The following is a 26,631-nucleotide window of genomic DNA, read 5'->3' as shown; positions in this document are numbered from 1 at the left end:
CCGCGTCACACCTGCGGCACGCTGAAGGTCTGGAGGTGGTCGAGCTGGACGAACTTGCTGGCGGGACTGGCCTGGGTGACCGCTTTGCGAAGGGCGTCGAGGCCGCCCCAGTCGCGGGCCGGCGCGGTGAGCGGATGGTCGAAATCGTCCCAGTGCGTGGGCAGGACGTAGCGGGGGTTGCCGGTGACCTGGAGGAGGCGGGCGACGTAGTCGGCGATCTTGCCGCCGCCCGCGGGGAGCAGCAGGACGTCGGGGCGCAGCCCCGAGAGTTCGGATTCGATGTAGTTGGAGCCGCCGAAGTTCAGGACGCGCACGCCGCCGCCGGCCACCTCGTAGGCGAGCGTGCCGCCTTCGACCAGATCGCGAATCACCTTGGGCTCCGGCAGCTTTCCTGCGCCGAGGCCCGGTCGGGTGCCCGCGAACGCGACCTCGGCCCTGGCCCCGGACGCGGAATGCAGCGACCGCAGCACCCGGATGGTGTAGCCGTCGAAGCGCAGGTACTCGCCACCGGTGGCAATGGCGAGCTGGTCTTCCGGCGCGCCGAGCGCGGCCATCAAATTGAGATGGGTCTCGGTGCCGAGCACCGTCGCGCCGGTCTTTCTGGCCAGATAGGGCACGTCGGTGAGGTGGTCGTAGTGCCCGTGGGTGACCAGGATGTGGTCGGCGCGCAGCTCACCGCTGTCCACGTAGCGGTCGATCAGCGCGGTGTCGACGGTGATCGGAGTCTCCGGGTCGGCACCCGCTTCGGTATAGGTTCCGGTATGGAACCTGGTCAGCCAGGGATCGATCAGCACCGTCTTGCCGCCGGGCAGCCGGATCTCCCATCCGTTGTTGCCCCACCACCGCAGCGTCACCGCGCCGGGAGCCGGCGCACCGGATGCCACCGCCGGTTGCCCGGATTCCGTTCCGCCACATGCCACTACGCCCGCAAGCACCGCCGCGCCCGCCGTCACACCGAAGAATTCTCGCCGTCCGAAACCTGTCATGCCGGTACCACAGCACATGCCCGATCCCGCTGTCCAAGACCGCGCGCGCGGCCCGGCGATATCGAAAGCGATATCGTCGCAGCGTGGACCCACTGCGCCAGCTACGCTATTTCATCGCCGTGGCCGAAGAATTACATTTCGGCCGGGCCGCCGAGCGCCTCGGCATCGCCCAGCCGCCGCTGAGCCAGCGCATCCGCAAGCTCGAAAGCGACCTCGGCGCACGCCTGTTCGACCGGGACAGTCGCCGCGTCGAACTCACCGAGGCCGGTCAGATCCTGCTCGCGGAATCGCGGGACCTGCTGGCGCGCTGGGAGCGGACCACCGCGCTGGTCGGCAAGGCGCATCGCGGCGAGATGGACGCGATCCGCGTCGGCGTGCCACCCGAACTGGCCGGGCGCGTGCTCGCCGCGCTGCTCACCGCGTTCGAAAACCACGATGTACGAGTCGATCTGCAAGAACACACCACCGCGGAACAGGTCCGTCTGCTCGGTGACCGGCAACTCGACGCGGGGCTGCTGCAACATCCGGTGGACGCGATCGGACTCGAACTCGGACCCGCCGTGGACACCCCGCTCGGCGTGGTGCTCCCCCGGGATTCGCCGCTGGCCGTGCGCACTTCACTGACCCTGGCCGATCTCGCGGGCCTCGGCCTGGTGATCTTTCCCAGGGCGGCCGCGCCCGGACTCTACGACACGACGTTACGAACCTGCTGGGAGCACGGCTTCCGACCGGCCGGGGTGCAGCACGCCCGCAATCCCGAATTCGTGCTCGGTATGGTGCTTTCCGGCCGTGGCGTGGCGTTCGACCAGGGCATGATCGCGCAGAAGGAACCGCGGGTGGTGTGGCGGCCGCTTTCGCCCGGCACGCTGAGCTGGCGACTGTCGCTGGCTTGGCCGGCCGCCGCGCCGCATCCGCTGGTGCCCGAGCTCGCCGAACTGGTGGTGCGAGTGGTGCAGGGCGACGGCGCTTCCCGGCCCGCGGGCGCTCAGGATCCGCCGCAACGTCCGTGGGATGTGGTGTACGGCAAGCCGTGAACGATGCCGTCGATCGCCGCCACCGCCGCGGCGCCGATCGCGCGATCCACCTCGGGCAGCCGCTGGGCCAGGGATTCGGTTCTGGTGAATACCGCTACGGCATAACGGCTTCCGTCGGGGTACTCGATCACGCCGATCTCGTTGCGCACCCCGGGCAACGTGCCGGTCTTGGCCCAGATCTGCGCCTCGGGCGGGAACGCCGCGGCGAGCCGATACCAATTCACCTGTTCGCGCATGACATCTCGCACCCACCCGCAGGCCTGCGCCGGTCCTGCGAGATCCTGACCGATGAGGGTGAGCAGGCGGGTCATCTCCCGCGGCGTGCTCGCCGTGGTGCGCCGGGGATCGAGTGCCCGGCTGTGCAGCACCGCCGCGGCGCCGAGGGTGGAAAAGCGCGCGGCGAATTCGGCCGGGTCACGCGCGCCGAGATCGTCGGCCATGCTCTGCACGATATCCCTTGGCGCGCCCACGATTCGGGTCCCGGTCAGCCCGAGCTCCCGGACCAGCGAACGGACATTGTCCAGTCCGACCCGATCGAAGAGCAGATCGGCGGCGGTGTTGTCGCTGAGCGTCAGGGCGAAGAATGCGGCATCGCGCAGGCTCAACTCGACATCGTCGAAACAGCCCGCCGTTCCCACCCCACCGAGCCGATCCGCCGCCCGCACCCGCACGCGATCGGCCGGGTCGAGCTGACCCGCCGCGACCTGCCGGGCGAACTCCAGCACCAGTGGCACCTTCACCACCGAGGCGAGCACCACCGGCTCGTCGGCTTCGAGCCCGTGCTCGCCCGCACACCCGAAACACCGGGCGTGTACCCATCCCCGCACGCCGGCCTTCCGAAAGATCTCCCGCACGCCTGCCAAGCTGCCATACGGCGTCGTCCCCGCCGTGCTTGACTCTCCAGTCACTGGAGCATCGAGGCTGGCCTTTCGTCCACGTACCCGACAGGAGGACCCGATGAAGATCGACCTGGCCAAGACCGACAAGCACTACTACGGTGCCCCGATCGACCCGGTCCGGCGCACTTTCGGCAGCTACGGGTATGTCACCGTCACCGGTTCGGGTGCTCCGGAAGGCCCGGAGTACACCGCCGCGCTCGAAACGCTCTACCGCGCCGCGTACGGCGCCAAGAAGGCCGCCAAGTCCGCCGACCAGGACTTCGTGGTGTCGAAACTGGAAGGACTCTGGTGGGTCGAATCCGATGAACCCCCCTTGACGGTCCCCCGCGAACAATGGCATTGGAAGTTGATGATTCGGCTGCCGGAGTTCGTCACCCCAGAGCTGGTGACCGGTGCGACGTTCGAACAATTCAGTGAAGGCGACGCCATTCAGGCATTGCACATCGGTCCGTACGCGACCGAACCGGAGACCTTGGCGCGCATGGCAGCGTTCATGCAGCACGAAGGACTCACGATGAACGGCCGCCACCATGAGATCTATCTCACCGATCCGCGCCGCTCGACCGGCGCGAAGACCAGGACCATCCTGCGCCACCCGGTTCGGCCGATCTCACGGGACGCGCACGCCGAAAAATAAGATGCGCCGGTCGAATTCGGCCGGATACAGTGCGCAGAGCGCTCAGCGCGCGGGCGACGATTGATCGACGTTCGCCTTTTGCGTGCCCGAAATACCTTGGGCGCGAGTGAAATCAGTCGACCCTGCTTCTCCGCCGGAAAGGGCAGAATTGCCATGCGCATATTCAGCAGCACACGTCCGAACGACGACGCAGTCCGAAATATCGGCGCCGTGACCTCGGACACCCACGCCGAACATCACGCACTGCACCGCAACCACGGCGGCCGCCTCACCTACCAGCGCGAGGCTTCCCGCGAACTGTTGCTGCTCGCCGCGTCGACCGTGGTGCGGATGCGGTAGCCGCGCCCCGGTCTAGGGCGTCCGCGCCAGCACCTCTCGGCCGACGTAGCCGAGCAGCCTGCGATGCGCGGACGCCCCGTCCTCGACCGCGACCTCGGCGCCGAAGACCCCGGGCACCCGGAACGTGTCGATGCCGCCCCGGCTCTGCATGATGGCGAGGAGTTCGCCGCAGAGCTCGTCATCGGCGAGATCGGACCGATCGATGGCGACCGCGATATCCACCCCGTGCACCACGAGTTCGGTGAGATGCACCAGCGCCGCCGTAGACCCCGGCACCGTCCCCAACGGCGTGCGCACCTTGTAATCGAGCGCGTCGGGCCGGTGCCAGGCCGCGCGGTCCACCTCCGCCGCTGCGGCGTAGGCGCCCTGCGGATCCCCGCCGAGCCAATCGGATTCATGATCGGCGCCCGAATCCGTGCCGCTCAACGCCGCCGCGTAGACGTGCATACCGCCCACTATGTGGTTCAACACGGTGCGCACGTCCCATTCCCGACAAGGTGTCGGCGCGGCCAGAGCGCTGTCGTCCAAGACGGCGACGACGACGCTCGTCGCCTCGAGTGCACGGTCGATCTGTCCGATCACGTTGTCCATGAGCTTCCTTCGGTCGAGCGGTCTGGCTGAATTGGTAACACAGGCGGGCAAAATGCGGAGGCCGTTGCGAAAGCTGCTCTCGCCTGAATAGGTTGCCAGCAGTGTGCTTCTCGATGGCCGACGGGAAAAGCGGATGTGCGCGCCGAATACAACTCGCTACAGTGTGCAATGCCTCAGGTGCACACGCAACGTGCTTTGCCATATCTGAAAACTGTTGAGCCACTACTGTTACCACCGTAGAGTGCGCTACGCACCCGAGCGGAGGCGACAATCGCTCCCACTGGGGCCGACGAGATTTCATACCCCGGCACGCGGTTATCGAAACCTGCTACGGCGATTCAATTCATGTCGATGTCACACACCGCACATTGCCGGTTCTTCGACTGGACAGCCGATTTCCGCCAGTACCGGTCCGCAAAGTCAAGGATTAGTAAAAGATTTCGGCGCGGGAAGGATTCGACCGCCCGGTCAATCGACGTTCCAGCACTCCACGGCAATGTGATTGAAGCCGCGGCCGTCCTTTTGATAAGCCACGACACACACCCGGCCCCGCCCGATCCCGTGCACGATCCAACTCGGATCCGCCTCGGTCGCCGACGAGGAGAGGTCGCGGTCGATACCCGGACCGGTGAAGCTGAGGAATCCGACGAACCCCCGACCCACGGCCGAGGCCTGATACCCGTCGGCACCGCCGACCACGCACAAGCAGATCGGCGCCACTGCGGTACTCATAGTCGCCACCCCCATGACCTCGAACGGACGCGGCGCGGATCGCACGCCGAGCCAGTGTATCGGTCATTTACCTTCCCCCACTTACCCTTTCGATCACGACGACGGCGGTGGATACCCAGCCGGGATGTCCACGGTATTGTGAGCCAGCTCACATAACCAGCGCGGCCTGCGATGACCCGGATTTCCACAGCGTATTCGCGATCCGCACCGGTGGGTAAACTCACGTCGGTGCAGCGCAGTACCGGTGTGCTATCAGGAAGGTCGGCCGTGCGATCGTCTAGAACCCGAACCGGCGCAGGTGCCGTCGCGATACCCCGCTTCGCGGGCTCGCGCCGGCTCGGCCTGCCGCCGTGCCAGGCGCTGCGGCAGACCGGACCGGGGTGGGCCGCATGACCGACCACCGCGCCACCGAGCAGCCCGGCCCGGACCCCGACTTACACGCGGATCTGCTTGCGGCCCTCGGCGTTCCGATCGACGACGACCTGCTCACCCTGGCCCTGACCCACCGCTCCTACGCCTACGAGAACGGCGGGATGCCGACCAACGAGCGACTGGAGTTCCTCGGCGACTCGGTCCTCGGGCTCAGCGTCACCGAGAGCCTGTACCTGCGGCATCCGCAGCGGTCGGAGGGCGATCTGGCAAAGATCCGGTCCCGGGTCGTCAACATGCACGCCTGCGCCGAGGTCGCGCGCAGCCTGGGCCCGGCCGGTCTCGGACCGCACCTGCTGCTCGGCAAGGGCGAGGAACTGACCGGCGGCCGCGACAAGACCAGCATCCTGGCCGACGGCATGGAATCGCTGCTCGGCGCGGTACACCTGCAGCACGGGATCGACGTCGCGCGCACGGTGGTGCTGCGGCTGTTCGACGATCTGCTCGAACGGGCCGCCAAGATGGGGGCGGGACTGGACTGGAAGACCAGCCTGCAGGAGCACACCGCCGAACACGGTCTCGGCGTGCCCAGCTACGAGATCACCTCGACCGGACCCGACCACGACAAGGAATTCACCGCCACCGCGGTGGTCGGCGGCCTCGCCTACGGTAAGGGCGTCGGACGCTCGAAGAAGGAAGCCGAGCAGAACGCGGCCGCCGCCGCCTACACCGCGCTCACCCAGAAGCCGAGCTGACCGGCCCTCAGGTGCGGATCGGCGGCCCGTCCGGGCCTGCCTCGTCGGTGCGCTTGGTGATGCCGTGCTCGGTGCCCTCGTCGGCTTCCTGATCCGGTTCTGGATGATCCGGCTCGAAGGTCGCGGGCAGTCGCTTGATGTGCTTGTTCATCGAGCGCACCAGCAGCACCGTGCCGGCCAGCAGGATCAGGATGATCAGGAAGCCCAGCGGCGACGCCTTGCCGAACTCGGGTCCGGTGGGCGTGCCGGGGCTCGTCTGGGCGAGCAGAACCAGCATCACCGCTGCTCGTCTTCGATGCCGGCGAACAGGTCGGTCTCCGGCAGCGCGGTGCGCACCCGGGTCTTGGCCAGCTCGAACTCCTCGGTCGGCCAGAGCCGCTGCTGTAGCTCCAGCGGGATGGCGAAGAACGCGCCGTTCGGGTCGATCTGCGTGGCGTGCGCCCGCAGGGCGTCGTCGCGCTGCGGGAAGTACTTGGCGCATTCGATCTGCGTGGTGACCCGGGAGAACACGTCGCCGCGCTCGGGCACGTACTTGCGCATCCGGTCCAGCCACTCCTGCAGCGGGAACGGCTCGCCCATCCGCTCGTACTCCTCGGCGAAGACTTCCATCCGCCGGGCGGTGAAGCCGTGGTCGTAGTACAGCTTCAGCGGCGTCCACGGCTCGCCCGCGTCGGGGAAGCGCTCCGGGTCGCCCGCCGCCTCGAACGCGGCCATCGACACCTCGTGGCAGCGGATGTGGTCGGGGTGCGGGTAACCGCCGAGCTCGTCATAGGTGGTCATCACGTGCGGCCGGAACTCGCGCACCACCCGGACCAGCGCCTCGGTGGCCTCCTCCAGCGGCACCAGCGCGAAGCTGCCCTCGGGCAGCGGCGGCAGCGGATCGCCTTCGGGCAGGCCGGAATCGACGAAACCGAGCCAGTGCTGCCGCACGCCGAGCGCGCGGGCCGCAGCGGCCATCTCCTCGCGGCGGATCTCGTCGATCCGGTCCAGGACGCCCGGGGTGTCCATCGCGGGATTCAGGATGCTGCCGCGCTCCCCACCGGTCAGCGTGACGATGAGGACGTCGTGTCCCTCGTCGGCGTACCGCGCGGTCGTCGCGGCACCCTTGCTGGATTCGTCGTCGGGGTGGGCATGCACCGCCATGAGGCGAAGGCCACTCACGTCTCGTTCACCATCGCTCTCGCTCGCGGGTGTCTGGTCTTCGTTCCCTATAGTTCCATTCGACCGACATTTGTTCCGACTTACCCCCCGGGAGCGATCACATGGGCGACCGCGACGACGCCACGGCTCCGGCAGCGATCCAGAGACCGACCGATCGGTACGGAAAGCAGCCGTCCGCGCGTCCACGCTGGTTGGCCCCCGCGCTCATCGCGGCCGTCGCGGTACTCGGCTGCGGCGTCGCCTTCCTCGGCTGGCAGAAGTACGGCCCCAAGGACATCGAGTCCGAGCAACTCGGCTACGTCGTCGTCGACGACGCCACGATGTCGATCCGGATCAAGGTCACCAGGAAGGACCCGCAGCAACCCGTGGTCTGCTTCGTGCGCGCGATGGCCCGCGACAGCGTCGAGGTCGGCCGCCGCGAGGTGCTCATCCCGCCGTCCGACAGCGGCACCATCCAGCTGACCACCACGGTCAAGGCCTCCGAGCGCCCGGCCTCGAGCAGCATCTACGCGTGCAGCGCGGACGTGCCCGAATACCTGCGAGCGGAGTGACCAGCTAACGACGGGCACCGCCACCCTGGACGATTTGCGGCATTTGCCGCAGCAGATATCCTCGAAATTAACTCCGACCTGCATGTTTGTGATTCATGCTAAAATGGCCTGACACACGGTTCCGGGGTTCGGAGCCGTGTTTGCTGCATTGGCGGCCAGCGCTATCTGTTCCGGATCATGAGCTTTGCCCGGAACCAGGGTCTGTCGGGGTTCGATGAACTTCCCAGGATCGCTCTAGCCGTCGACTGGTGCGTGCCCGCCCCACGGGTGGGTACTGCGGCAGTTATCAGGGAATCCCGGCCTGCCGGGAACAACTACTAGGGAGTGATCGAGATGACTGAGACGCAAGTGACTTGGCTGACCCCGGAGTCGCACGACAGGCTCAAGGGCGAACTCGATGCGCTCATCGCCAATCGTCCCGTTATCGCTGCCGAGATCAACGAACGCCGTGAAGAGGGCGACCTCAAGGAGAACGGCGGATACCACGCCGCGCGCGAGGAGCAGGGCCAGCAGGAGGCGCGCATTCGCCAGCTGCAGGAACTGCTGAACAACGCCAAGGTCGGCGTCGCGCCGACCAAGTCCGGCGTCGCGCTCCCCGGCTCGGTCGTCAAGGTCTACTACGACGGCGACGAGTCGGACACCGAGACCTTCCTCATCGCGACCCGCGAAGAGGGCCTGAACGACTCCAAGCTGGAGACCTACTCGCCGGCGTCCCCGCTGGGCGGCGCGCTCATCGACGCCAAGGTCGGCGAGACCCGCGAGTACACGCTGCCCAACGGCAACACCATGAAGGTCACCCTGGTCAGCGCGGAGCCCTACCACAGCTGACGCCTGCGGCCGGGCCGCACCGCGACCCGGCCGTACCTTCCCCCTGAGACACGAGCGGCCGCACCCGGATGCCAGGTGCGGCCGCTTCGTCATCTCCGCCAGTCCCGTCAGCTCGCGAGCGCCTGCTCGACGTCGTTGAGCAGATCGGCCGCGTCCTCGATGCCGACCGACAGGCGGACCAGGTCGGCGGGCACCTCCAGCACGGAGCCCTCGGTCGACGCGTGCGTCATCGCGGCCGGGTGCTCGATCAGCGATTCCACCCCGCCCAGCGACTCGGCCAGGGTGAAAACCTTGGTCCGCGAGCAGAACTCGCGGGCGGCGTCGGCGCCGCCGTGCAGCCGCACCGAGATCATGCCGCCGAACCGGCGCATCTGCTTGGCCGCCACCTGGTGACCCGGATGCTCCGGCAGGCCGGGATAGATCACCTGAGCGATCGCCGGGTGTCCGGCGAGGAACTCGACCAGGGTCTCGGCGTTGTCGCAGTGCCGGTCCATCCGCACGGCCAGCGTCTTGGTGCCGCGCATGGTGAGGAAGGCGTCGAACGGACCGGGCACCGCACCCGCGCCGTTCTGCAGGAACGCGAACGCCGCGTCGAGTTCGGGATCGTTGGTGATCAGCGCGCCGCCGACGACATCGGAGTGACCGCCCAGGTACTTCGTGGTCGAGTGCGTCACGATATCGGCGCCGAGCTGCAGCGGCTGCTGCAGGTACGGGGTGGCGAAGGTGTTGTCCACCACCAGCTTCGCGCCAGCGGCGTGCGCGACATCGGCCAGCGCCGGAATGTCGCCGATGCTCAGCAGCGGATTGGTCGGGGTCTCGACCCACACCAGCTTGGTGTTCGGGCGGATCGCCGCGCGCATCTCGTCCACGTCGAAGACGTGCGCGGGCGAATGCTCGATGCCCCACTGGCTGAACACCTTGTCGATCAGGCGGAAGGTGCCGCCGTAGGCGTCGTCCGGGATGACGATGTGGTCGCCGGGGCGCAGGGTGGCCCGCAGGGCGCAGTCGGTGGCGGCCATACCGGACGCGAAAGCGCGGCCGTACCGGCCGGATTCGAGCGCGGCGAGGTTCGCTTCCAGCGCGGAGCGGGTCGGGTTGCCGGTGCGGGCGTATTCGAAACCACCGCGCAGACCGCCCACCCCGTCCTGGGCGAAGGTCGAACTCGCGTAGATGGGCACGTTCACCGCGCCGGTCTGCGGATCAGGATCGAACCCGGCATGCACCGCGCGCGTAGAGAACCCGAATTCACTCATGAACCTCACCCTAATTGGCGGCCATCGACGGGCAACCCCCTGGTCGGGCTACCGGGTCGTAGAACCACCGCTCGCACCGCGTTGTTCCGCGCGGCAAGCCACCGAGTCCGAGGCCGCTCGGACAGATCGAGGCACTTACCCCTGGTCGCCGTTGTAATTCCACAGCTTGGCCATCATGGCAGAAATATTTTCTGCCACTAGGGGTGGTGAACCCGATCTCACCGGCACGACGGCCAATTAGGCTGAGCGCATGGTCACTGTGGAAGAACTGTTCGCCATCGATTCCCTCCTCTCCGACGACGAGCGCGAGATCCGCGACACCGTCGCCGCCTTCGCCGCACAGCGGCTGCGCCCGCACATCGCGGACTGGTTCGAGGCGGGCACCTTCCCGGCCCGCGAGATCGCCCCCGAACTGGGCAAGGTGGGCCTGCTCGGCATGCACCTGGACGGCTACGGCTGCGCGGGCATGTCGGCCACCATGTACGGGCTCGCGTGCCAGGAGCTGGAGGCGGTCGATTCCGGCGTGCGCAGCATGGTGTCGGTGCAGGGTTCGCTCGCGATGACCGCGATCCACAAGTACGGCTCCGAGGAGCAGAAGCAGCAGTGGCTGCCCGAGATGGCGGCGGGACGCGCGATCGGCTGCTTCGGCCTCACCGAGCCGGATTTCGGCTCCAATCCCGGCGGCATGCGCACCAGGGCCAAGCGCGACGGCTCCGACTGGGTACTGAACGGTTCGAAGATGTGGATCACCAACGGTTCGGTGTCCGATGTCGCGGTGGTGTGGGCGCAGACCGAGGACGAGGGCAAGCAGGTGATCCGCGGTTTCCTGGTGCCTGCCGGGACCAAGGGTTTCACCGCGCGCGAGATGCACCGCAAGCTGTCGCTGCGCGCCTCGGTGACCGCCGAGCTCGATTTCGACGACGTCCGGCTGCCCGCCGACGCGGTGCTGCCGCAGTCGCGCGGGCTGGCCTCGCCGCTGGCCTGTCTGAGCGAGGCCCGGTTCGGGATCATCTTCGGCGCGCTCGGCGCCGCGCGGGACTGCCTGGCCGCGACCATCGATTACGCCCGGACCCGTGAGGTGTTCGACAAGCCCCTGGCGGCCTACCAGCTGACCCAGGCGAAACTCGCGGACATGGCCCTCGAATTCGGCAAGGGCCAGCTGCTGGCGCTGCACCTCGGCCGGTTGAAGGACCGCGGCGCGGTGACCCCGGAGCAGGTGAGCGCGGGCAAGCTGAACAGCACGCGGGAGGCCATCGCGATCGCCCGCGAGTGCCGGACCATCCTCGGCGCCAACGGCATCACGCTGGACTACCCCGTGCTGCGGCACGCGAACAACCTCGAGTCGGTGCTCACCTACGAGGGCACGGCCGAGGTGCACCAGCTGGTGCTCGGCCGCGCACTCACCGATGCGAACGCCTTCCGCTGACGGACCGAATACGAAGCCGGTAATTTGCTGAAATTCACCAATTGGCGCAAGCCGAACGGGAGAATCGTCACAGTTTCATCAAGACACGCCGGTTGCTAGCATCGCAACATGTTCCTGCTCGGCCCCGCGTTGCTCGAAGTGTCGGCACGCAAGATATTGAACCGCCTGCACAAGACGCACGGGGTACCGGCGCTCGCTGCCGCGGCACAGCTGCCCGCGCTCTCGGCGGCACTGGACCAGCACGCGGCGGCCGTGCGCGACATCCTCGAATGGGGTGTCGAGGATGCCGCGCGGGTACCCGCGAACGTGCTGCTCGCGGGTTACGCCCGCGGACTTCTCGATCAGGTCCGCGAGGCCGCGGTCGGCGCCGAGCGGACTCCGCTCATCAGCGCCGCGCCCGGCGATCTCGGCGGCTGGGCGGGCGCGGACTGGTTGCAACTGCGCCTGGCCGGCGTCTGCCTGCACGCGTCGCGCACCCCGGCCTGACCGCGAAGACGCCCGTCACCAGCTCGGCTGATGACGGGCGCCTTTGTCTCGCTTGATGATTCAGCGATCGGTGCCCGGGTCCCGGTAGCCCATGTATTCACCGGAACGCTGGTAGGAACCACCGCCCTGCTGGTACCCGCCACCGTGCATCGCGCCCTCGTCCCACTGCTGGCCCTGCTGGCCGCGGGCGGCCTGCTGATCCATCCACAGCTGCTCGCGCGAGGCGTCTTCGCGGCCGCGCGAGTACGCCTCCGCATGGCCCTTGACCGCGGGCATCTCCTCCTCCAGCCCGCTCAGCCAGTTCTCCCAGCGCTGCTGCATCGGACGAACCATGCCGCCGCCGACACCCACCACCAGGATGCCGCCGATCGTGGCGAGCACGGTGATCAGGATCGGCATGGTGACCGACATGGCCACCCCGATCTGGTTCAACGCGGCCACGATGCCGACGCCCCAGATGAACACGGCCGCGATCCGGCCGATCATCGCGCCGTAGGAGAGACCGCCGAGCATGTTGCCGACCAGGTCACGCACGGCGGAGGCGATCGCGCCCGCGATGACCACGATGATGATCGCGACCGCGGCCTTGGGTAGCCAGGAGACGATGCCGTCGAGCAGATCGCTGACCGGATTCGGACCGAACACGCCGAAGCCGAGCTGCAACGCGATCAGCAGGATCGCGTAGTAGGCCAGCTTCGCGAGCAGATCCGAGGCGTCGTAGCGACTCCGCGACATCATCTGCCGCAGCCCGCCGCGCTCGACCAGACGGTCGAAGCCGACCCGGTCCAGCACCTTGTCCACGATGGTCGACACGATCTTCGCGACGATCCAGCCGATGAGCAGGATGACGAGGAATCCGGCCAGTTTGGGGACGAACGTGGCGACGGAACTCCATGCGTCGGAGAGGCCCTGCTGGAAATCGATAGCCAAACTGGAGGTGTACATGCCCATCCCTTCGCTATCCGATTAGCCGGGGCGGTTTGCCGAGGCTGCTTCAAGGCCGGTTATACCCCGGCGACATCACTCGAACCCTCTGTTTGCAGCTAATTTGCCACATTGATGCATTCCGCGCGACAACTAACTCGAAACGATATGTCGGGCGACTCCGTTCACAACCGACCGCGCGGTACGTGGAGAAGATTGTTACGACCTGTCATCGGAGTGCCATCTCGCTGTCACCGACACGCCAAGGTTGACCGTTCACGCTGATACCCGGATCCGGCATTGGGCAATGCCTCTCGCCCGACACCACCCGGAGGTGCACCATGAACCCGCTGTCAGCCGAACCCGTCGACCGAAGCGCCCCCTACCCCGAACCGAGCCGTAAGCCGTTGGGAGCCCGCGATGTTCGTGCGTGATCGGGCACTGCTCGCGACGGGCGCCACCGCCCGGCCCCTGCCCGAACAGCGCGAACTCGTCGCCGCCTTCGGCGACTGCCCCGGCGATCCGGTCACCGACCATCCGCTCGTCGGCTGGGCCCGCGCACTGGGCGCGCTCCATCGGGCCCGCCGCGGCAACCCGCTCGCGGCCGCCGGAATCGATTGCCGCCGTGCCGAATTGGTCGCGGCGATCGACGCGTGGGTAGCCGCCCAGGTGCCGCACCGCCGCTACACCGAGCACCTGCGGTCGGGTTCGCTCGGCGGCGCCGTCGATCGGATGGCCGCCGCCCATGTGCACGCCAGCCACCTGCTGCACACCGCGGAGCAGGTGTCCGACGACCGGGTGCACGCGGCCTGGTATCGCCTGGCCCAGCTCGCGGACGAGTGGACCGACCTGATCATGGGCGCGGCGCCGGCGCGGACGCGAAAGGCCTAGGCGACGAGTTCGGGCTGCGGCGCGAACTGCCGCTGGGACACCCAGCGCATCCCGCGGGTCAGCAGCGGCAGCATCAGCACCATCAGCAGCAGCCGCAGACTCTGCACGCAGGTGATCAGCGGCAGGTTCGCGTCCATCGACTCGGCGGTGGCCAGCACCGCGTTGATGCCGCCCGGCGTGGTCGCCAAATAGATGTCGGAGAGCTCCAGATCGACGAAGGTGGCCACCGCGAAAGCCAATCCGGCCACGATGGCGGAGAGCGCGACGATGGTGACCGTCATACCGGGGATCATCCGTGCCATCTCGGTGACCACGGCCCTGGTGAAGCGGGTGCCGACCTCGAAACCGATGAGCACGAACAGCAGGTCTTTGAACAGGTTCGTGGGCGCGTACCCGTGACTGACGCCCAAGCCGGTCAGTACCGCCGTGAGCATCATCGGCCCGATCAACGCGGGGCTCGGCAGGTGCAGTCGCCGGCCCAGCTTGGTGCCGATGATGCAGAGCATGATCGCGATCGAGAGCCCGGCCACCTGGTCACCACGTCCGACGATCATCCAGCTCGGCAGGTCCGGGTTGGTGACGGCACCGCCGAGGGTCACATGCGGGGCCGTGAGTCCGCTGGTGTTGTTGTTCAGCAGCGCGCCGAGCGCGGGCGCGCTCACCGCGACCAGCGCGACCCGCAGGTACTGCATGAACGCCACCTGACGCGGATCGGCGTCCATATCGTCGGCGCAGGCCACTACCGCGGCAGAGCCGCCGGCCAGCAGGCCGAGCGTCGCGGTCGGCAACTCCACGTGCGCGAGGCGGGCGAACACGACCGCGACGAGCAAGCTGATCACCAGCGTCGCGACCGTCACCGCAAGCACCGGGATCAGCGCCAACCCGATGCTGGACAACAGCGAAATCTCCAGATAGCTGCCCATCAGCACGCCTAGCATGCCCTGGACACCGAGCGTGAGACGGCGCGGGAGCGGGGTCGGCAAATTCCCGGTCAACGCCAGCGCGCCGCCGACGACGATCGCCAGGATCATCTGCGGCGCCGGAAAGTGCACACGATCGAGGAGATGCGCTCCGGCAAGCACCGAGGCCAGCAGAGCTACCCATCCGATCACTTGCCTGCGCGTCATACCTAGTAATCCTTGCTGCCGCTAATGAACAATCCGTTACAGCTCCGTTATCGGGGCTGGCGGCAGTTGTGATTCACGACGCAATTGCGCCATTCCCCATGTCAGAGCGGGGATTTCGGAGTCTCGCGCACAATTCGAAGAACATCAGGTAGTGCAGATCGACGAGCTGGCGAACTCATCGTTCACCACTACAAAGTACCTCGCACCCGCGGAGCACGGGGCTCGGCGAGGGGGCGCGTGTACTATTCGGCCGGAATCACCCCACCGCGGGAGCTCGGGCACGGCCGGGCTGAGAGGGCGGACCCCAGCGCTTCGCCGACCGCATGAACCTGTCCGGGTAATGCCGGCGTAGGAAGAGCGTTTCGGGCATGTCTGCATCGACCCTGCACAACTCCGAACGGCACGAAGCACCGTTCACCCTCGACGAGCCCGCCCCCAAGGTGCTGTCCTTCTGGGATCAGAGCGCATTCTGGGCAAACCTCGGCGTCAGCCTCATCGCCTTCTCCGGCGCGTACACCGTGCTCGCGCCGAATACCGACGGCGCGGCCCAGCTCTCCATCGCCGCGGGCATCCTCGCGATGATCGTCGGCACGGTCGTCGGCGGCGTCATGCTCGGCCTGGCCGCGGTGCCGGGCGCGCGCACCGGCAAACCCGCGATGGTGCTGCTGCGCGGGCTGTTCGGCGCGAAACTGAGTTACCTGCCGACCGTGTTGAACATCGCCCAGCTGATCGGTTGGGGCACTTTCGAATTGATCGTGATCGGTGACGCGGCCGACGAATTGTTCGGCGGCGGACCGCACTGGCTGTACGTGGTGGCGGCCGGTGTGCTCACCACCGTGCTGACCATCTGGCCGCTCGGTTCGGTCCGGATGCTGCGCCGGTTCGTCACGGTCGGTGTCGTGATCGCGCTGGTCTGGTTCTACATCCAGTTCTTCCGCGGCGGCCTGCCCGATCTGACGGCCAACCCCGGTCCGCACGGCAGCGGCCCGTTCGGCGTCGACTGGAATCTCTTCTGGATCGCCACCGACGCGGCGCTGGCGGTGTCCATCTCCTGGGTGCCGGTGGCCGCCGACTACACCCGGCACGCGCGCAGTACCCGCAGCGCTTTCGGCGCGGCGAGCGGCGCGTACGCGCTCACCCAGATCGTCGCCTACATCCTCGGCCTGTTCGCACTGGCCCGCGCGACCGGCGCGGGCCAGTACTCGCCGTTCCTCCAGGTGACGCTGGGCGGCCTGTTCTTCTTCGTCTTCGTGCTGCGCGAGGCGGACCAGTCCTTCGCCAACGTGTACTCCACCGCCGTGTCGATCCAGAACCTGTGGCCGCGCCTCGACCGGCGGGTGCTCTCGATCGGGCTCGGCGTGCTGATCACGCTGCTCGCGCTGCGCCTGGACATGGCCAACTACTTCGGCTTCCTCGGGCTGATCGGCTCGGTGTTCGTGCCGCTGCTCGGCGTGCTCGTCGCCGACTTCTTCCTGCGGGCCCGGGGTGAATGGAACACCGCCGCCGACGCCCCGCCCCGCTGGGGCATGGTCGTCGCCTGGCTCGCCGGGCTCACGGTCTACCAGCTGATCAACCCGGGCGATGCCGGGGCGTGGACCGATTTCTGGGTGCGCGTGCAGGAGCTGCTGCACTTCGGCAAGCAGGCGTGGATGAGCGCGTCGCTGCTGTCGTTCCTGGCCGCGGTGCTGGTCGCCTGGGTGTTCGGACGGGTCGCGGCCGCGCGCAAATCCGCCGCCTAGCCGGGCACTGCTGCCACGATGGAGACATGGGCCAGATCCGGATCGGCACGTCGGGATGGGTGTATCCGCCCTGGCGTGGTGTCTTCTATCCCAAAGGCGTGCCGCAGAAGCGCGAGCTCGCGTATCTGTCGGAGCGGCTGAACAGCGTCGAGATCAACGGTTCTTTCTATGCGCTGCAACGCCCTTCGAGCTATCAGAACTGGGCGAGCCTGACGCCGGACGATTTCGTGTTCGCGGTGAAGGGCAGCCGGTTCATCACCCATATGAAACGGCTGCGCGACGGCGACGAGCTGCTGGCGAACTTCCTCGCCTCCGGCGTGCTGGCCCTCGGCCCGAAGCTGGGACCGATCCTGTGGCAGCTGCCGCCGAACTTCCAGTTCGATCCCGACGTGCTCACGGCCTTCTGCACGCACCTGCCCCGCTCCACCGCGCACGCCGCCGCGATCGCGAAACAGCACGACCACCGGGTGGATCCGGCGCATACGACCATCGATGCCGATCGCCCGCTCCGGCACGCGCTCGAAGTGCGGCACCCGAGCTTCTGCACGCCACGGTTCATCGATCTGCTGGCCGAACACGAGATCGCGGTGGTCGTCGCCGATGCCGCGGGCAAGTTCCCCTTGCTCGAAGAGGTCACCGCGGATTTCGTCTATATCCGCCTGCACGGCCACGACGAGCTCTACGTCAGCGGCTACACCGACGCGGGCCTGGACATGTGGGCGGAGAAGATCCGCACCTGGTCCGCCGACCACGACGTCTACTGCTATTTCGACAACGACGCCAAGGTCATGGCACCGCGTGACGCGATCGCGTTGCGGGCCAGGCTGAGCTGACCGCACCCCTGCGCCATCCGGGCAGGGGTGCGCGCACGACTACGCGTTGAGGAACCCGAGCAGGTCGTGCCGGGTGATGACGCCGACCGGTTTGCCCTCCTCGACGACCATCAGGGCGTCGGTGTCCGAGAGCGCCTTGGTCGCGGCCGAGATCGGCTCGCCGGAACCGATCAGCGGGAACGAGGCGCTCATGTGCTGGGCCACCGAATCCGTCAGGTGCGCACGGCCTTCGAACACCGCGGACAGCAGATCCCGCTCCGAGACACTGCCCGCGACCTCGCCCGCCATCACCGGCGGTTCCGCGCCGACCACGGGCATCTGCGAGACGCCGTACTCGCGCAGGATCTCGATGGCATCGCGCAGGGTTTCGGACGGGTGCGTGTGCACCAGGTCCGGCAGGGCGCCCGACTTGCCGCGCAGCACATCACCGACCAGCGGTTCGGCGGTGCTGCCGTCGAGCCGTTCGCGCAGGAAGCCGTAGGAGGCCATCCACTTGTCGTTGAAGATCTTCGACAGGTAACCGCGCCCGCCGTCGGGCAGCAGCACCACCACGACCGCGTCCGGATCCCGCCGGGCGACCTCGATCGCCGCGACCACGGCCATCCCGCACGAGCCGCCGACCAGCAGCCCTTCCTCGCGGGCCAGGCGGCGGGTCATATCGAACGAGTCGGCGTCGGAGACCGCGATGATCTCGTCCGGGATGGCCGGATCGTAGGCCGAGGGCCAGAAGTCCTCGCCGACGCCCTCGACCAGGTAGGGCCGACCGGTGCCGCCGGAGTAGACCGAGCCCTCGGGATCGGCGCCGATGATCTTCACCTTGCCGCCCGACACCTCCTTGAGGTACCGACCGGTGCCGCTGATCGTGCCGCCGGTGCCGACGCCCGCGACGAAGTGGGTGATCTTGCCCTCGGTGTCGCGCCAGATCTCCGGACCGGTGGTCTCGTAGTGGCTTTCCGGGCCGCCCGGGTTGGAGTACTGGTCCGGCTTCCACGCCCCGTCGATCTCCTGGACCAGGCGATTCGAGACGCTGTAGTAGCTGGCCGGATCTTCCGGCGCCACCGCGGTCGGGCACACCACGACTTCGGCGCCGTACGCGCGCAGCACGTTGCGCTTGTCCTCGCTGACCTTGTCGGGGCAGACGAAGACGCAGTGGTAGCCGCGCTGCTGGGCGACCAGTGCGAGGCCGACGCCGGTGTTGCCAGAGGTGGGTTCGACGATGGTGCCACCGGGCCGCAGCTGTCCGGACTGCTCGGCGGCCTCGATCATCTTCACCGCGATCCGGTCCTTGGAGCTGCCGCCCGGATTCAGATATTCGATCTTGGCCGCGAGCAATCCCGCAGTCGGTTCGATGACAGAGTTCAACCGGACCAACGGCGTGTTGCCGATGAGGTCCACGACATGGTCGGCGATGCGCATGACCCCCATCGTTCCAGATGCCCGGAGTGTGAGTTCGCGCACGCCACGCGGAACCCCTACCGCGCGACAAACCGGGAAACGGGTACGCCCGCCTTTAGGATCCCCCACATGAGGCAGCCGAACATCGCCCGTGCCGGTGTCGTGCTGGCCGGAGCGGCACTCGCCGCGCTGGTCGGACCCGGTGCACCAGCCAACGCAGTGACCACCGAGTTCCCGCAGGTGCCGACGCTCGCGCACGGCGGTCTCTGCTGGACCAGCATCCGCACCTGGGCCGACGTCAACCCGGCCTGGCCGGGCCGCGCGATCCTGAACATCCAGGCGCTGCCGCTGGCCGGCGTCGGGTCCGGTGACTATCCGTTCGCCCCGGTCTGCGAGGTGCGCACCATGGTCGACTGGCGCAACACCACCACCGGCGCGGCGGGCCGGTACGAAGACACCGTGGTGACCAGCATGTACGGCAGCATCCAGTACGCGCTGTTCCAGGACACCGGGCCCGGACGCATCGAGGTGACGGTCTCCACCGACGCCGCGAGCATCCCCGCGCGCGGCTCGTTCGACGTCCCCGCTCCCCCTGCCCCGCCTGCGTAAAGTCGGTATCTTTAACTTCTGTGAACGCACCACGGGTCGGCTGGCGCACCGCAGCGGTAACCGGTGCCGCGACCGTGCTGGCCGGTTCCGGCGCAGGCACCGCATGGTGGGCCGCCTACCGGCTGCTGACCGCACAGGCGGGCACCGCGCGCGGCGTGATCGGGCGCGACACCTCGAAACCGCCTGAGGCGGACGGCATCTACACCGCGGGCTGCCTGGCGCCGGAACCCTGGCGCGCGGGCAGAAAGGCCGACCTGCACCTGATGATCTTCGGCGATTCCACCGCGGCCGGCGTCGGCTGCCGGGTCGCCGACGAGGTCCCCGGGGTGCGGCTGGCCCGCGGGCTCGCCCAGGCCACGCAGCAGCGAATCCGATTGAGCACCAAGGCGATCTCGGGCGCCACCTCCAAGGGCCTGTCCGGTCAGGTGGACGCGATGTTCGTGGCGGGCCCACCGCCGGACGCGGCGGTCATCCTGATCGGCGCCAACGACATCACCAAGAAGCACTCGGTCCGGGCCTCCGCGCGCCGGCTGGCCGCGGCGGTCGCCCGGCTGAGCCGCGCCGATGCCGTGGTGGTGGTCGGCACGTGCCCGAATCTCGGTACCGTGACCGCGATTCCGCAGCCGCTGCGCACGGTGGTACACAACTGGAGTCTGCGCCTGGCCCGGGCGCAGACCGTGGCCACCACCGTCGCGGGGGGTGTCCCGGTGCCGATGGGCTATCTGCTCGCGCCGGAATTCCGGGCCCAACCCGAATTGCTGTTCGCCGAGGACGGTTTCCATCCGTCGGCGGCGGGCTACGAACTGGCCGCGGCACAGTTGCTTCCGGTCCTGCTCGAGGTGCTCGGCGAGCCGACCCCGGGTGCTCGTGCCCCGGGGCGCGACGTAGATTCGGTAAGAACCCGCGAGTAACAAAGCGGGCTCGCTCGTACCCTCCGACAAAGGAGTCCTCATGCCTGAGGCTGTCATCGTCTCGACTGCCCGTTCCCCGATCGGCCGGGCGGCCAAGGGATCGCTGGTCGACATGCGGCCCGACGACCTGACCACCCAGATCGTCCGCGCGGCACTCGACAAGGTGCCCGCTCTGGACCCCAACCAGATCGATGACCTGATTCTCGGCTGCGGTTCGCCGGGTGGCGAGTCCGGTTTCAACATCGCCCGCATCGTCGCCGTGCAGCTGGGTTACGACCTGGTACCGGGCACCACGGTGCACCGCTACTGCGCGTCGTCGCTGCAGTCCACCCGGATGGCCTTCCACGCCATCAAGGCGGGCGAGGGTGACGTCTTCATTTCCGCGGGCGTCGAGACCGTGTCCCGGTACAAGAACGGTTCCGCCGACAGCTGGCCGAACACGCAGAACGAGCTGTTCGCCGAGGCGCAGGCGCGCACCGCGAAGACCGCAGAGGGCGGCACGGGCGCGTGGCACGACCCGCGCCAGGACGGCCTGATTCCGGACGCCTACATCGCGATGGGCCAGACCGCCGAGAACGTCGCCAGCTTCACCGGTATCACCCGCGAGGAGCAGGACCGCTGGGGTGTGCGGTCGCAGAACCGGGCCGAGGAGGCGATCAAGAACGGCTTCTTCGAGCGCGAGATCACCCCGGTCACGCTGCCCGACGGCACCGTGGTGTCCAAGGACGACGGCCCGCGCGCGGGCGTCACCTACGAGGCGGTCAGCCAGCTGAAGCCGGTCTTCCGCCCGGATGGCACGGTCACCGCCGGTAACTGCTGTCCGCTCAACGACGGCGCCGCCGCGCTGGTCATCATGAGTGACACCAAGGCCAAGGAGCTGGGCCTGACCCCGCTGGCCCGCATCGTCTCCACCGGTGTCTCCGGCCTCTCGCCCGAGATCATGGGTCTCGGCCCGATCGAGGCGTGCAAGCGCGCACTCGCCTTGGCGGGCAAGTCGATCGACGACATCGACCTGGTCGAGATCAACGAGGCGTTCGCGGTGCAGGTGCTCGGGTCGGCCCGCGAGCTGAAGATCGACGAGGACAAGATGAACGTCTCCGGCGGCGCGATCGCGCTCGGCCATCCGTTCGGCATGACCGGTGCCCGCATCACCACCACGCTGCTCAACAACCTGCAGACCTACGACAAGCAGTTCGGTCTGGAGACCATGTGCGTCGGCGGCGGCCAGGGCATGGCGATGGTCATCGAGCGCCTGAGCTAGTCCTACGAAAAGACCCCCGGCCCAACGGACCGGGGGTCTTTTGTCTGTGTCAGGTTATCAGTCGCGCTGGAAGTAGCTCAGCAGCCGCAGGATCTCGACGTAGAGCCAGACCAGGGTGACGGTCAGGCCGAGGGCGACGCCCCAGGCGGCCTTCTCCGGCGCCTGGGCGCGGATGAGCTGGTCGGCGGCGTCGAAGTCGAGCAGGAAGCTGAACGCCGCGATCGCGATGACGACCAGGCTGAAGACGATGGCGAGCGGGCCGCCGTCACGCAGGCCGAGCCCGCCGGAGATGAAGAAACCGGCGACCAGGTTGCCGAGCGCGAGCACCAGCACGCCGATCATCGCGCCGACGATCATCCTGGTGAAGCGCGGAGTCACCCGGATCGCACCGGTCTTGTACACCACCAGCATGCCCGCGAATACGCCGAAGGTGCCGAGCACCGCCTGCGCGATGAGCGCGCTACCGCCGACGCCGCCGAACTCGATGTTGGTGAACATGAACGACAGCGCACCGACGAACAGACCCTCGAACACCGCGTACGAGAGCACGAGGACCGGGTTGTCCATCTTGTTCGCGAACGACGCGATCAGCACCAGCACCAGGCCGATCAGGCCGCCGCCGATGACGAACAGCGGAGCCAGCGAGGTGTTCGCGTTGGTGAGGCCGTAGGAGACGATCGCCGACAGGGCGAGCACGCCCAGCGTGATGGCGGTCTTGGTGACCACGTCGTCGATGGTCATCGCGCGGGTGCCCGCGGGCGCCTGCTGATAGGGCTGCGGCTGCTGGTACTGCTGTCCGTATTGGTTACCGAACTGCTGACCCATCTGTCCCGCGCCGGCGACGCCCGACCCGAAGTTGGCGTAGCCACCGCCCTCTTGCCGAGGCAGGTTTCTGAAAACCGGATTGCTCGTGGTACGCACGTGCGTCCCTTTCTGGTCGTTGCCGCTGTTCGCCGAGCTTTCACTCGATCATCCAACTGCTTGGTCCAACGTTCACTGCCCTGTTCTAGTTCCCCGGAAGCGTTTTCCCGGGAACAGCACCTAGGCGGACAATTCGGACTCTACCGCTGCTGCGCGTCGTGTAAACCACGCACGGACCGAGTGACCGTGAATTTGCGGTTGCGACCGACCACATCGGTGTGGCCGACCATCCGCTCGATCACCCCGCGGTAGTTCAGATGCGAGTTGAACACCGTCCACAACTCGCCGCCGGGCCGCAGCACGCGGCCGGTCTCGGCGAACATCTTGATCGCCGATCCGGTGTGCACGGCGGCGCCGACGTGGAAGGGCGGGTTGCACAGCACGAGATCCGCGCTGTTGGCGGCGGCCGAGGACATCGCGTCGTCGCGCACCACGGTCACCCGATCGGCGACCTCGTTGACGGCCACCGTCGCCCGGGCCGAGGCCACCGCCGCGGCGGATTGATCGGTGCCGACCACCTTGATGCCGGGACGCGCCTTCGCCAGCGCGACGGCCAGTATCCCGGTGCCGCAGCCGAGGTCGATCGCCTCGCGGGCATCGGGTTTCATCCATTTCAGGTGTTGCAGCAGGAATCGCGTGCCGATGTCCAGCCGCGCACCGGAGAAGGCCGCACCGTGCGCCACCACATCGATGTCGAGGTCGTCGAGCCGGTCGCGCACCGGAAACGGCGGGCTGCCCACCGGTTTCGGCCCCGTTACCAGCAGCGTGCGCGACTTCTGCCGGCCACGACTGGCCCGCACCTCGGAAAAGGACTGCGCCAGCACATCGTTCATCGATTTGGTCAGGTACTTGTCCCGCCCGCCCGCGAAGACCACCACGTCCGGGTCGGCGTAGCGCGCGATGGCGTCGGCGACCTCGGTCAGCCCGGCCAGGGCCCGGGGCAGTCGCAGCAGGACCACGCGCACACCGTCGAGCAGCCCGGCGCCGAGCGGGTGTGCGGCGTAGCGGTCGGCGAATCCCAGGGCGCGGGCGTTGTTGGCCAGCGCCAGTTCGCCGGTGAGCAGATCCTGATGCACCCGGACGTCGCGCAGGTCGTGCGCCGCGATGGCGCCGATGGTCAGCGCGCCGTACGCGTCACCGAGTATAGCTATCTTTCCGCTATCGGCGGTGGTCAGCGCCTCGGCGGCGACGTCGAGGATCAGCCGATCGGCGGCATCCACGGCGTAGAGGTTCAGGGCCTCCACATCCGGATACCGCCGCAGCCGGCTGAGTACCTCCTCGACATCTGTCACGCCTCAAGTGTGCTAGATCGTTGCCCTGACGTCACATCGGCCCCGGCAATTCGCCGATTCCGCACGGCGTGGCGTACTGCGCGTCGGGCGAAAAGCCCAGCAGCGCAGCTTATTCAGCTCAGTTGCCCCCTACCTTGCCGCCGGTAGGGGTCACCGCGTGCCATACCCCGCCGACGCCTTGCCCGAGCAGATCGCCGGGTTTCGCGTCGGCGGCGAAGAAGTAGACCGGCCAGCCCGCGACCGTGACTTGGCATGCGCCATCGGCACGTTCGACGAAGCCGATGAGTTGCGGGTCCACCCCTGTGACGTATATCGCCTGGCCACGCTGGGCGAGCACCGGCGGCCATTTCGCGGCGCAGTCGCCCGCACAGTTCGAGGCGGACGGCCGGGCGGTGTCCTTGTCGAATCGGTACACCGCACGTCCGGTAGCCGTAACATGCTGTCCGACAGCAGCATTGTCGGCGACCGCGAGCTGTACGGCATTCGCGCCGGTCGGGGCGGCGCCACGGTAGATCTGCAACCAGTCCTGCGTCTTGGCAGGCGACTCGCTCTGCGCCGCCGCGCCGGGCGCTTGCGCGGCGGCCGACACCGCCACGGGTGATGCCGCGGCGGCCACCGGCGGCTCCGGCGCGGGGCTGCCGCATGCACTCAGCAAACCGACGAGAAGCACCGAGGCAGCGGCGAATGGCCCGGCTACTGGCTGGAAGCGCTTGATCGACAACATTTTTCGTACCCTCCGGAGCGATCGGCGGGGCGCGGTACGCGCCCGGTCATCGACAACAACGAGGCAGGCCGGGCACCGGTTCAACGACCCGGCCGGTCGATGGCAAACATCGAGAAACCCGCAAATCCCGCGCATCGCCGCGGTCAGCGTTTACCATCAGCCACATGCGTAACAGGACGGTGTGCACGGTCGTCGCGATGGCCGGGCTGCTCGCGGGCTGCGGCAGCGACGACGGATCCACCGCGAGCACCCCTGCCGCGAGTTCCTCGACCACCGGCACCCTCGCCGAGGCGCCCCCGGTCACCCGCGACGCACTACCCAAGCGCGGCACCGCCTCCGGCGATGCGGGCCTCACGGTGACCAACATCCGGATCGGGCACCAGCCCGGCTTCGACCGGGTGGTATACGACCTCGGCGGCAAGGGCACGCCGGGTTGGATCGTGCAGTACACCGACCGGGCCGTGCAGGACGGCAGCGGCAAGCCGGTCGACGTGGCAGGCGCCTCCATTCTCGAGGTGCAGATCCTCGGTTCGGCGTATCCGTTCGACAGCGCGGTCACGCCGTACACGGGTCCCGATCCGGCGCGCGACCCGAGCGCTCCCGGCGTCGCGGGCGTCTACCGGACCCTCGTGTTCGAGGGGACCACGCAGTCGTTCATCGGCGTCGAGGCGGACCGGCCCGGATTCTCCGTCAGCACGCTGAGCAATCCGACGCGCCTGGTCATCGACATCGCCACCCCGAAGCAGTAGGTACCGCCTGGGGGTATCAAGAAGCGGCAGGCCGGCCGTCACTACACTGGCCGTGTGGTCGAACAGCGCCTACCGCTCCCCGCACCCGGGCTCGCCCGGGCGCTGAGTGCGCTGGTGCTTCTGGCCGGAATCGTCGCCATGCACACGGCGGTTTTCTCCACGCCCGCCCATGGACATGCTTCGACTGTCGCCCACACAGCGCGCGCCGACCCGGCTGCCGCAATGCTGGGTAGCGAGCACGCTCCCGGCCCGGTCGTCGGCTCCGTCGAGGCCGGGTCGAACGACCACGCCGGCTCTGGCCACGCCGTGCTCCTGCCGACCGAGCACGGCGACGCGGTACCGGCAGCGCCGGTCCGCGCAGCCGACAGCGAGCCCGGCTCGAACGGGCCGAACTGCGGCGGCGCCGGCTGCTCCGGCACGCACGGCGCGCTGCACGGCTGCGTGTTCATCCTGGCTGCTGTCGCTCTGCTGCTGGCCCTGATCGTGCTCTACCGGCTGGCTGTCGACCGGTCGGGCGCCGCCGCCGCGCCGCTACGCCACCGGCGGCCCCGGCGCGAACGCGCACCGCCCTGGACCGTGCTTTCCCTGGCCGAATTGTCGATTCTGCGGATCTGACAGACGCTCGGCGACCGCTCGAACGGTCGTCGCTTTGTCGTGCCCGAAACCCAGTCATTCGCAATACGCAAGGAGCACAACCATGTTCACCAGCCGTACCCGGATCACGACCGCTGTCGCCGCGGTCACCACCGTCACCGCGCTGTTCGCCGCGGGCTGCGGCGACAACGACTCGAACACCATGCCCGGCATGGATCACGGCAGTTCGAGCACGTCCGCGTCGGCCGGCGCGCCCGCGGCCCGCACCGACTTCAACGACGCCGATGTCACCTTCCTGCAGATGATGTATCCGCATCACGCACAGGCGGTGGAGATGGCGAAGCTGGTACCGAGCCGCAGCCAGAACCCGCAGTTGCAGGCTCTCGCCACCGGCGTCGAGCAGGCGCAGGCTCCGGAGATGCGGCAGATTACGACGCTGCTGCAGAGTTTCGGCAAGCCCGCTCCGGACACCGGCGGACACACCGGGCACAACATGCCGGGGATCATGACCCCCGAGCAGATGAACGCCCTGCATGCCGCGTCGGGTCCCGACTTCGACCGGCAGTGGCTGACCATGATGATCGAGCATCACACCGGCGCGATCGCCATGGCCG

Annotated in this window: 30 protein-coding genes; 17 read left to right on the top strand and 13 right to left on the bottom strand. The window is 68.1% G+C overall.

Annotated elements, in window-relative coordinates; translation table 11 throughout:
* Positions 1-5: 5 nt before the first annotated feature.
* On the bottom strand, positions 6-986 hold the full coding sequence (locus tag NBRGI_RS22940) for an MBL fold metallo-hydrolase (RefSeq protein ID WP_029899308.1): 981 nt from the start codon (positions 984-986) through the stop codon (positions 6-8).
* A gap of 83 nt (positions 987-1,069) precedes the next feature.
* On the opposite strand from NBRGI_RS22940, the gene NBRGI_RS22935 reads away from it, so the two are divergent.
* Entirely contained in the window at positions 1,070-2,020 is a 951-nt protein-coding gene (locus NBRGI_RS22935; protein WP_029899307.1) for a LysR substrate-binding domain-containing protein, read from the top strand.
* Here the strand turns inward: NBRGI_RS22935 and NBRGI_RS22930 are convergent.
* Positions 1,972-2,874 (bottom strand): serine hydrolase, encoded by a 903-nt coding sequence (locus NBRGI_RS22930; RefSeq protein ID WP_029899306.1) that lies wholly within the window; start codon positions 2,872-2,874, stop codon positions 1,972-1,974. The two genes, NBRGI_RS22935 and NBRGI_RS22930, sit on opposite strands and share 49 nt — an antisense overlap.
* Before the next feature lie 103 nt (positions 2,875-2,977).
* Here NBRGI_RS22930 and NBRGI_RS22925 point away from each other — a divergent pair, with 103 nt between their 5' ends.
* Both NBRGI_RS22925 and NBRGI_RS49670 read left to right on the top strand, forming a co-directional pair.
* Positions 2,978-3,556, top strand: coding sequence for a GyrI-like domain-containing protein (locus tag NBRGI_RS22925; protein ID WP_029899305.1), 579 nt, complete (start codon positions 2,978-2,980; stop codon positions 3,554-3,556).
* Positions 3,557-3,766: 210 nt separating this feature from the next.
* The gene (locus NBRGI_RS49670; protein ID WP_267466991.1) at positions 3,767-3,895 is read left to right on the top strand and encodes a hypothetical protein; all 129 of its coding nucleotides are present in this window, start codon (positions 3,767-3,769) and stop codon (positions 3,893-3,895) included.
* A 12-nt stretch (positions 3,896-3,907) separates the two neighbouring features.
* Here the strand turns inward: NBRGI_RS49670 and NBRGI_RS22915 are convergent, their stop codons facing one another.
* Together NBRGI_RS22915 and NBRGI_RS22910 are read right to left on the bottom strand one after the other, a co-directional pair.
* Complete coding sequence (locus NBRGI_RS22915; RefSeq protein WP_029899303.1) at positions 3,908-4,486, bottom strand: TIGR03086 family metal-binding protein; 579 nt, start codon at positions 4,484-4,486, stop codon at positions 3,908-3,910.
* Positions 4,487-4,954: 468 nt separating this feature from the next.
* Positions 4,955-5,218: a hypothetical protein gene (locus tag NBRGI_RS22910; protein WP_148310912.1), complete on the bottom strand. Its 264-nt coding sequence runs from the start codon at positions 5,216-5,218 to the stop codon at positions 4,955-4,957.
* A 389-nt stretch (positions 5,219-5,607) separates the two neighbouring features.
* On the opposite strand from NBRGI_RS22910, the gene rnc reads away from it, so the two are divergent.
* Positions 5,608-6,342 carry a ribonuclease III gene (gene rnc / locus NBRGI_RS22905; RefSeq protein ID WP_029899301.1) on the top strand — a complete coding sequence of 245 codons (735 nt, stop codon included), beginning with the start codon at positions 5,608-5,610 and terminating at the stop codon, positions 6,340-6,342.
* A 7-nt stretch (positions 6,343-6,349) separates the two neighbouring features.
* Here rnc and NBRGI_RS44120 read toward each other — a convergent pair whose 3' ends face one another.
* Positions 6,350-6,619, bottom strand: a complete 270-nt coding sequence (locus NBRGI_RS44120) for a hypothetical protein (protein WP_014988084.1) — start codon at positions 6,617-6,619, stop codon at positions 6,350-6,352.
* On the bottom strand, positions 6,619-7,485 hold the full coding sequence (gene mca / locus NBRGI_RS22895) for a mycothiol conjugate amidase Mca (protein WP_029899299.1): 867 nt from the start codon (positions 7,483-7,485) through the stop codon (positions 6,619-6,621). Before mca ends, NBRGI_RS44120 begins: the two co-directional genes overlap by 1 nt.
* Before the next feature lie 119 nt (positions 7,486-7,604).
* Here mca and NBRGI_RS22890 point away from each other — a divergent pair, with 119 nt between their 5' ends.
* Together NBRGI_RS22890 and greA are read left to right on the top strand one after the other, a co-directional pair.
* Positions 7,605-8,054 carry a DUF4307 domain-containing protein gene (locus NBRGI_RS22890; protein WP_014988086.1) on the top strand — a complete coding sequence of 150 codons (450 nt, stop codon included), beginning with the start codon at positions 7,605-7,607 and terminating at the stop codon, positions 8,052-8,054.
* A 333-nt stretch (positions 8,055-8,387) separates the two neighbouring features.
* Positions 8,388-8,882 carry a transcription elongation factor GreA gene (gene greA, locus NBRGI_RS22885; protein WP_014988087.1) on the top strand — a complete coding sequence of 165 codons (495 nt, stop codon included), beginning with the start codon at positions 8,388-8,390 and terminating at the stop codon, positions 8,880-8,882.
* Positions 8,883-8,989: 107 nt separating this feature from the next.
* Here greA and NBRGI_RS22880 read toward each other — a convergent pair whose 3' ends face one another.
* A complete protein-coding gene (locus tag NBRGI_RS22880; RefSeq protein WP_029899298.1) occupies positions 8,990-10,135 on the bottom strand; it encodes a cystathionine gamma-synthase in 1,146 nt (381 codons plus the stop codon).
* 250 nt (positions 10,136-10,385) lie between these two features.
* On the opposite strand from NBRGI_RS22880, the gene NBRGI_RS22875 reads away from it, so the two are divergent.
* On the top strand, positions 10,386-11,561 hold the full coding sequence (locus NBRGI_RS22875; RefSeq protein WP_014988089.1) for an acyl-CoA dehydrogenase family protein: 1,176 nt from the start codon (positions 10,386-10,388) through the stop codon (positions 11,559-11,561).
* A 108-nt stretch (positions 11,562-11,669) separates the two neighbouring features.
* On the top strand, positions 11,670-12,047 hold the full coding sequence (locus NBRGI_RS22870; RefSeq protein WP_029899297.1) for a DUF6401 family natural product biosynthesis protein: 378 nt from the start codon (positions 11,670-11,672) through the stop codon (positions 12,045-12,047).
* A gap of 60 nt (positions 12,048-12,107) precedes the next feature.
* Here the strand turns inward: NBRGI_RS22870 and NBRGI_RS44115 are convergent, their stop codons facing one another.
* Positions 12,108-12,992 (bottom strand): mechanosensitive ion channel family protein, encoded by an 885-nt coding sequence (locus NBRGI_RS44115; protein ID WP_370627816.1) that lies wholly within the window; start codon positions 12,990-12,992, stop codon positions 12,108-12,110.
* A gap of 399 nt (positions 12,993-13,391) precedes the next feature.
* Between NBRGI_RS44115 and NBRGI_RS22860 the strand changes: the two genes are divergently transcribed.
* A complete protein-coding gene (locus tag NBRGI_RS22860; RefSeq protein WP_029899295.1) occupies positions 13,392-13,862 on the top strand; it encodes a DUF4254 domain-containing protein in 471 nt (156 codons plus the stop codon).
* Here NBRGI_RS22860 and NBRGI_RS22855 read toward each other — a convergent pair.
* The gene (locus tag NBRGI_RS22855; RefSeq protein ID WP_051727964.1) at positions 13,859-14,989 is read right to left on the bottom strand and encodes an AbrB family transcriptional regulator; all 1,131 of its coding nucleotides are present in this window, start codon (positions 14,987-14,989) and stop codon (positions 13,859-13,861) included. The two genes, NBRGI_RS22860 and NBRGI_RS22855, sit on opposite strands and share 4 nt — an antisense overlap.
* A 368-nt stretch (positions 14,990-15,357) precedes the next feature.
* Between NBRGI_RS22855 and NBRGI_RS22850 the strand changes: the two genes are divergently transcribed.
* Together NBRGI_RS22850 and NBRGI_RS22845 are read left to right on the top strand one after the other, a co-directional pair.
* Complete coding sequence (locus NBRGI_RS22850) at positions 15,358-16,728, top strand: purine-cytosine permease family protein (RefSeq protein WP_029899293.1); 1,371 nt, start codon at positions 15,358-15,360, stop codon at positions 16,726-16,728.
* Positions 16,729-16,754: 26 nt separating this feature from the next.
* A complete protein-coding gene (locus tag NBRGI_RS22845) occupies positions 16,755-17,561 on the top strand; it encodes a DUF72 domain-containing protein (protein ID WP_029899292.1) in 807 nt (268 codons plus the stop codon).
* 39 nt (positions 17,562-17,600) lie between these two features.
* Here the strand turns inward: NBRGI_RS22845 and NBRGI_RS22840 are convergent, their stop codons facing one another.
* Positions 17,601-18,977: a cystathionine beta-synthase gene (locus NBRGI_RS22840; protein WP_029899291.1), complete on the bottom strand. Its 1,377-nt coding sequence runs from the start codon at positions 18,975-18,977 to the stop codon at positions 17,601-17,603.
* A gap of 108 nt (positions 18,978-19,085) precedes the next feature.
* Here NBRGI_RS22840 and NBRGI_RS22835 point away from each other — a divergent pair, with 108 nt between their 5' ends.
* From NBRGI_RS22835 to NBRGI_RS22825, 3 genes are read left to right on the top strand one after another with little or no spacing between them, the layout of a single operon-like run.
* Positions 19,086-19,565, top strand: a complete 480-nt coding sequence (locus NBRGI_RS22835) for a hypothetical protein (protein WP_029899290.1) — start codon at positions 19,086-19,088, stop codon at positions 19,563-19,565.
* Positions 19,566-19,585: 20 nt separating this feature from the next.
* Positions 19,586-20,476 (top strand): SGNH/GDSL hydrolase family protein, encoded by an 891-nt coding sequence (locus NBRGI_RS22830; protein WP_029899289.1) that lies wholly within the window; start codon positions 19,586-19,588, stop codon positions 20,474-20,476.
* Between the two features lie 40 nt (positions 20,477-20,516).
* The gene (locus NBRGI_RS22825) at positions 20,517-21,737 is read left to right on the top strand and encodes an acetyl-CoA C-acetyltransferase (protein WP_029899288.1); all 1,221 of its coding nucleotides are present in this window, start codon (positions 20,517-20,519) and stop codon (positions 21,735-21,737) included.
* Between the two features lie 57 nt (positions 21,738-21,794).
* Here the strand turns inward: NBRGI_RS22825 and NBRGI_RS22820 are convergent, their stop codons facing one another.
* From NBRGI_RS22820 to NBRGI_RS22810, 3 genes are all read right to left on the bottom strand, one after another.
* Positions 21,795-22,658, bottom strand: coding sequence for a Bax inhibitor-1/YccA family protein (locus tag NBRGI_RS22820; protein ID WP_029899287.1), 864 nt, complete (start codon positions 22,656-22,658; stop codon positions 21,795-21,797).
* A 140-nt stretch (positions 22,659-22,798) separates the two neighbouring features.
* Positions 22,799-23,950 carry a class I SAM-dependent methyltransferase gene (locus NBRGI_RS22815; RefSeq protein ID WP_029899286.1) on the bottom strand — a complete coding sequence of 384 codons (1,152 nt, stop codon included), beginning with the start codon at positions 23,948-23,950 and terminating at the stop codon, positions 22,799-22,801.
* 118 nt (positions 23,951-24,068) lie between these two features.
* Positions 24,069-24,674 (bottom strand): hypothetical protein, encoded by a 606-nt coding sequence (locus NBRGI_RS22810; protein ID WP_029899285.1) that lies wholly within the window; start codon positions 24,672-24,674, stop codon positions 24,069-24,071.
* A 164-nt stretch (positions 24,675-24,838) separates the two neighbouring features.
* On the opposite strand from NBRGI_RS22810, the gene NBRGI_RS22805 reads away from it, so the two are divergent.
* From NBRGI_RS22805 to NBRGI_RS44110, 3 genes are all read left to right on the top strand, one after another.
* On the top strand, positions 24,839-25,423 hold the full coding sequence (locus NBRGI_RS22805) for an AMIN-like domain-containing (lipo)protein (RefSeq protein WP_051727963.1): 585 nt from the start codon (positions 24,839-24,841) through the stop codon (positions 25,421-25,423).
* A 54-nt stretch (positions 25,424-25,477) separates the two neighbouring features.
* Positions 25,478-26,038 carry a DUF6153 family protein gene (locus NBRGI_RS22800; protein WP_029899283.1) on the top strand — a complete coding sequence of 187 codons (561 nt, stop codon included), beginning with the start codon at positions 25,478-25,480 and terminating at the stop codon, positions 26,036-26,038.
* Positions 26,039-26,120: 82 nt separating this feature from the next.
* A partial coding sequence (locus tag NBRGI_RS44110) for a DUF305 domain-containing protein (RefSeq protein ID WP_036560433.1) occupies positions 26,121-26,631 on the top strand: 511 nt, incomplete at its 3' end.

Origin of the sequence: Nocardia brasiliensis IFM 10847 (assembly GCF_000710915.1) — a bacterium.
GTDB classification, from domain to species: Bacteria; Actinomycetota; Actinomycetes; order Mycobacteriales; family Mycobacteriaceae; genus Nocardia; species Nocardia brasiliensis_A.
This window is presented reverse-complemented; position numbering and strand designations above follow the sequence as displayed.

Bases quoted from the DNA above. Each gene is read 5' to 3' on its own strand.
- NBRGI_RS22940 (WP_029899308.1), bottom strand. From the start codon at position 986: ATGACAGGTTTCGGACGGCGAGAATTCTTCGGTGTGACGGCGGGCGCG.
- NBRGI_RS22925 (WP_029899305.1), top strand. From the start codon at position 2,978: ATGAAGATCGACCTGGCCAAGACCGACAAGCACTACTACGGTGCCCCG.
- NBRGI_RS22915 (WP_029899303.1), bottom strand. From the start codon at position 4,486: ATGGACAACGTGATCGGACAGATCGACCGTGCACTCGAGGCGACGAGC.
- NBRGI_RS22910 (WP_148310912.1), bottom strand. From the start codon at position 5,218: ATGAGTACCGCAGTGGCGCCGATCTGCTTGTGCGTGGTCGGCGGTGCC.
- rnc (WP_029899301.1), top strand. From the start codon at position 5,608: ATGACCGACCACCGCGCCACCGAGCAGCCCGGCCCGGACCCCGACTTA.
- NBRGI_RS44120 (WP_014988084.1), bottom strand. From the start codon at position 6,619: ATGCTGGTTCTGCTCGCCCAGACGAGCCCCGGCACGCCCACCGGACCC.
- mca (WP_029899299.1), bottom strand. From the start codon at position 7,485: ATGGCGGTGCATGCCCACCCCGACGACGAATCCAGCAAGGGTGCCGCG.
- NBRGI_RS22890 (WP_014988086.1), top strand. From the start codon at position 7,605: ATGGGCGACCGCGACGACGCCACGGCTCCGGCAGCGATCCAGAGACCG.
- greA (WP_014988087.1), top strand. From the start codon at position 8,388: ATGACTGAGACGCAAGTGACTTGGCTGACCCCGGAGTCGCACGACAGG.
- NBRGI_RS22880 (WP_029899298.1), bottom strand. From the start codon at position 10,135: ATGAGTGAATTCGGGTTCTCTACGCGCGCGGTGCATGCCGGGTTCGAT.
- NBRGI_RS22875 (WP_014988089.1), top strand. From the start codon at position 10,386: ATGGTCACTGTGGAAGAACTGTTCGCCATCGATTCCCTCCTCTCCGAC.
- NBRGI_RS22870 (WP_029899297.1), top strand. From the start codon at position 11,670: ATGTTCCTGCTCGGCCCCGCGTTGCTCGAAGTGTCGGCACGCAAGATA.
- NBRGI_RS44115 (WP_370627816.1), bottom strand. From the start codon at position 12,992: ATGTACACCTCCAGTTTGGCTATCGATTTCCAGCAGGGCCTCTCCGAC.
- NBRGI_RS22860 (WP_029899295.1), top strand. From the start codon at position 13,392: ATGTTCGTGCGTGATCGGGCACTGCTCGCGACGGGCGCCACCGCCCGG.
- NBRGI_RS22855 (WP_051727964.1), bottom strand. From the start codon at position 14,989: ATGACGCGCAGGCAAGTGATCGGATGGGTAGCTCTGCTGGCCTCGGTG.
- NBRGI_RS22850 (WP_029899293.1), top strand. From the start codon at position 15,358: ATGTCTGCATCGACCCTGCACAACTCCGAACGGCACGAAGCACCGTTC.
- NBRGI_RS22845 (WP_029899292.1), top strand. From the start codon at position 16,755: ATGGGCCAGATCCGGATCGGCACGTCGGGATGGGTGTATCCGCCCTGG.
- NBRGI_RS22840 (WP_029899291.1), bottom strand. From the start codon at position 18,977: ATGCGCATCGCCGACCATGTCGTGGACCTCATCGGCAACACGCCGTTG.
- NBRGI_RS22835 (WP_029899290.1), top strand. From the start codon at position 19,086: ATGAGGCAGCCGAACATCGCCCGTGCCGGTGTCGTGCTGGCCGGAGCG.
- NBRGI_RS22825 (WP_029899288.1), top strand. From the start codon at position 20,517: ATGCCTGAGGCTGTCATCGTCTCGACTGCCCGTTCCCCGATCGGCCGG.
- NBRGI_RS22810 (WP_029899285.1), bottom strand. From the start codon at position 24,674: ATGTTGTCGATCAAGCGCTTCCAGCCAGTAGCCGGGCCATTCGCCGCT.
- NBRGI_RS22805 (WP_051727963.1), top strand. From the start codon at position 24,839: ATGCGTAACAGGACGGTGTGCACGGTCGTCGCGATGGCCGGGCTGCTC.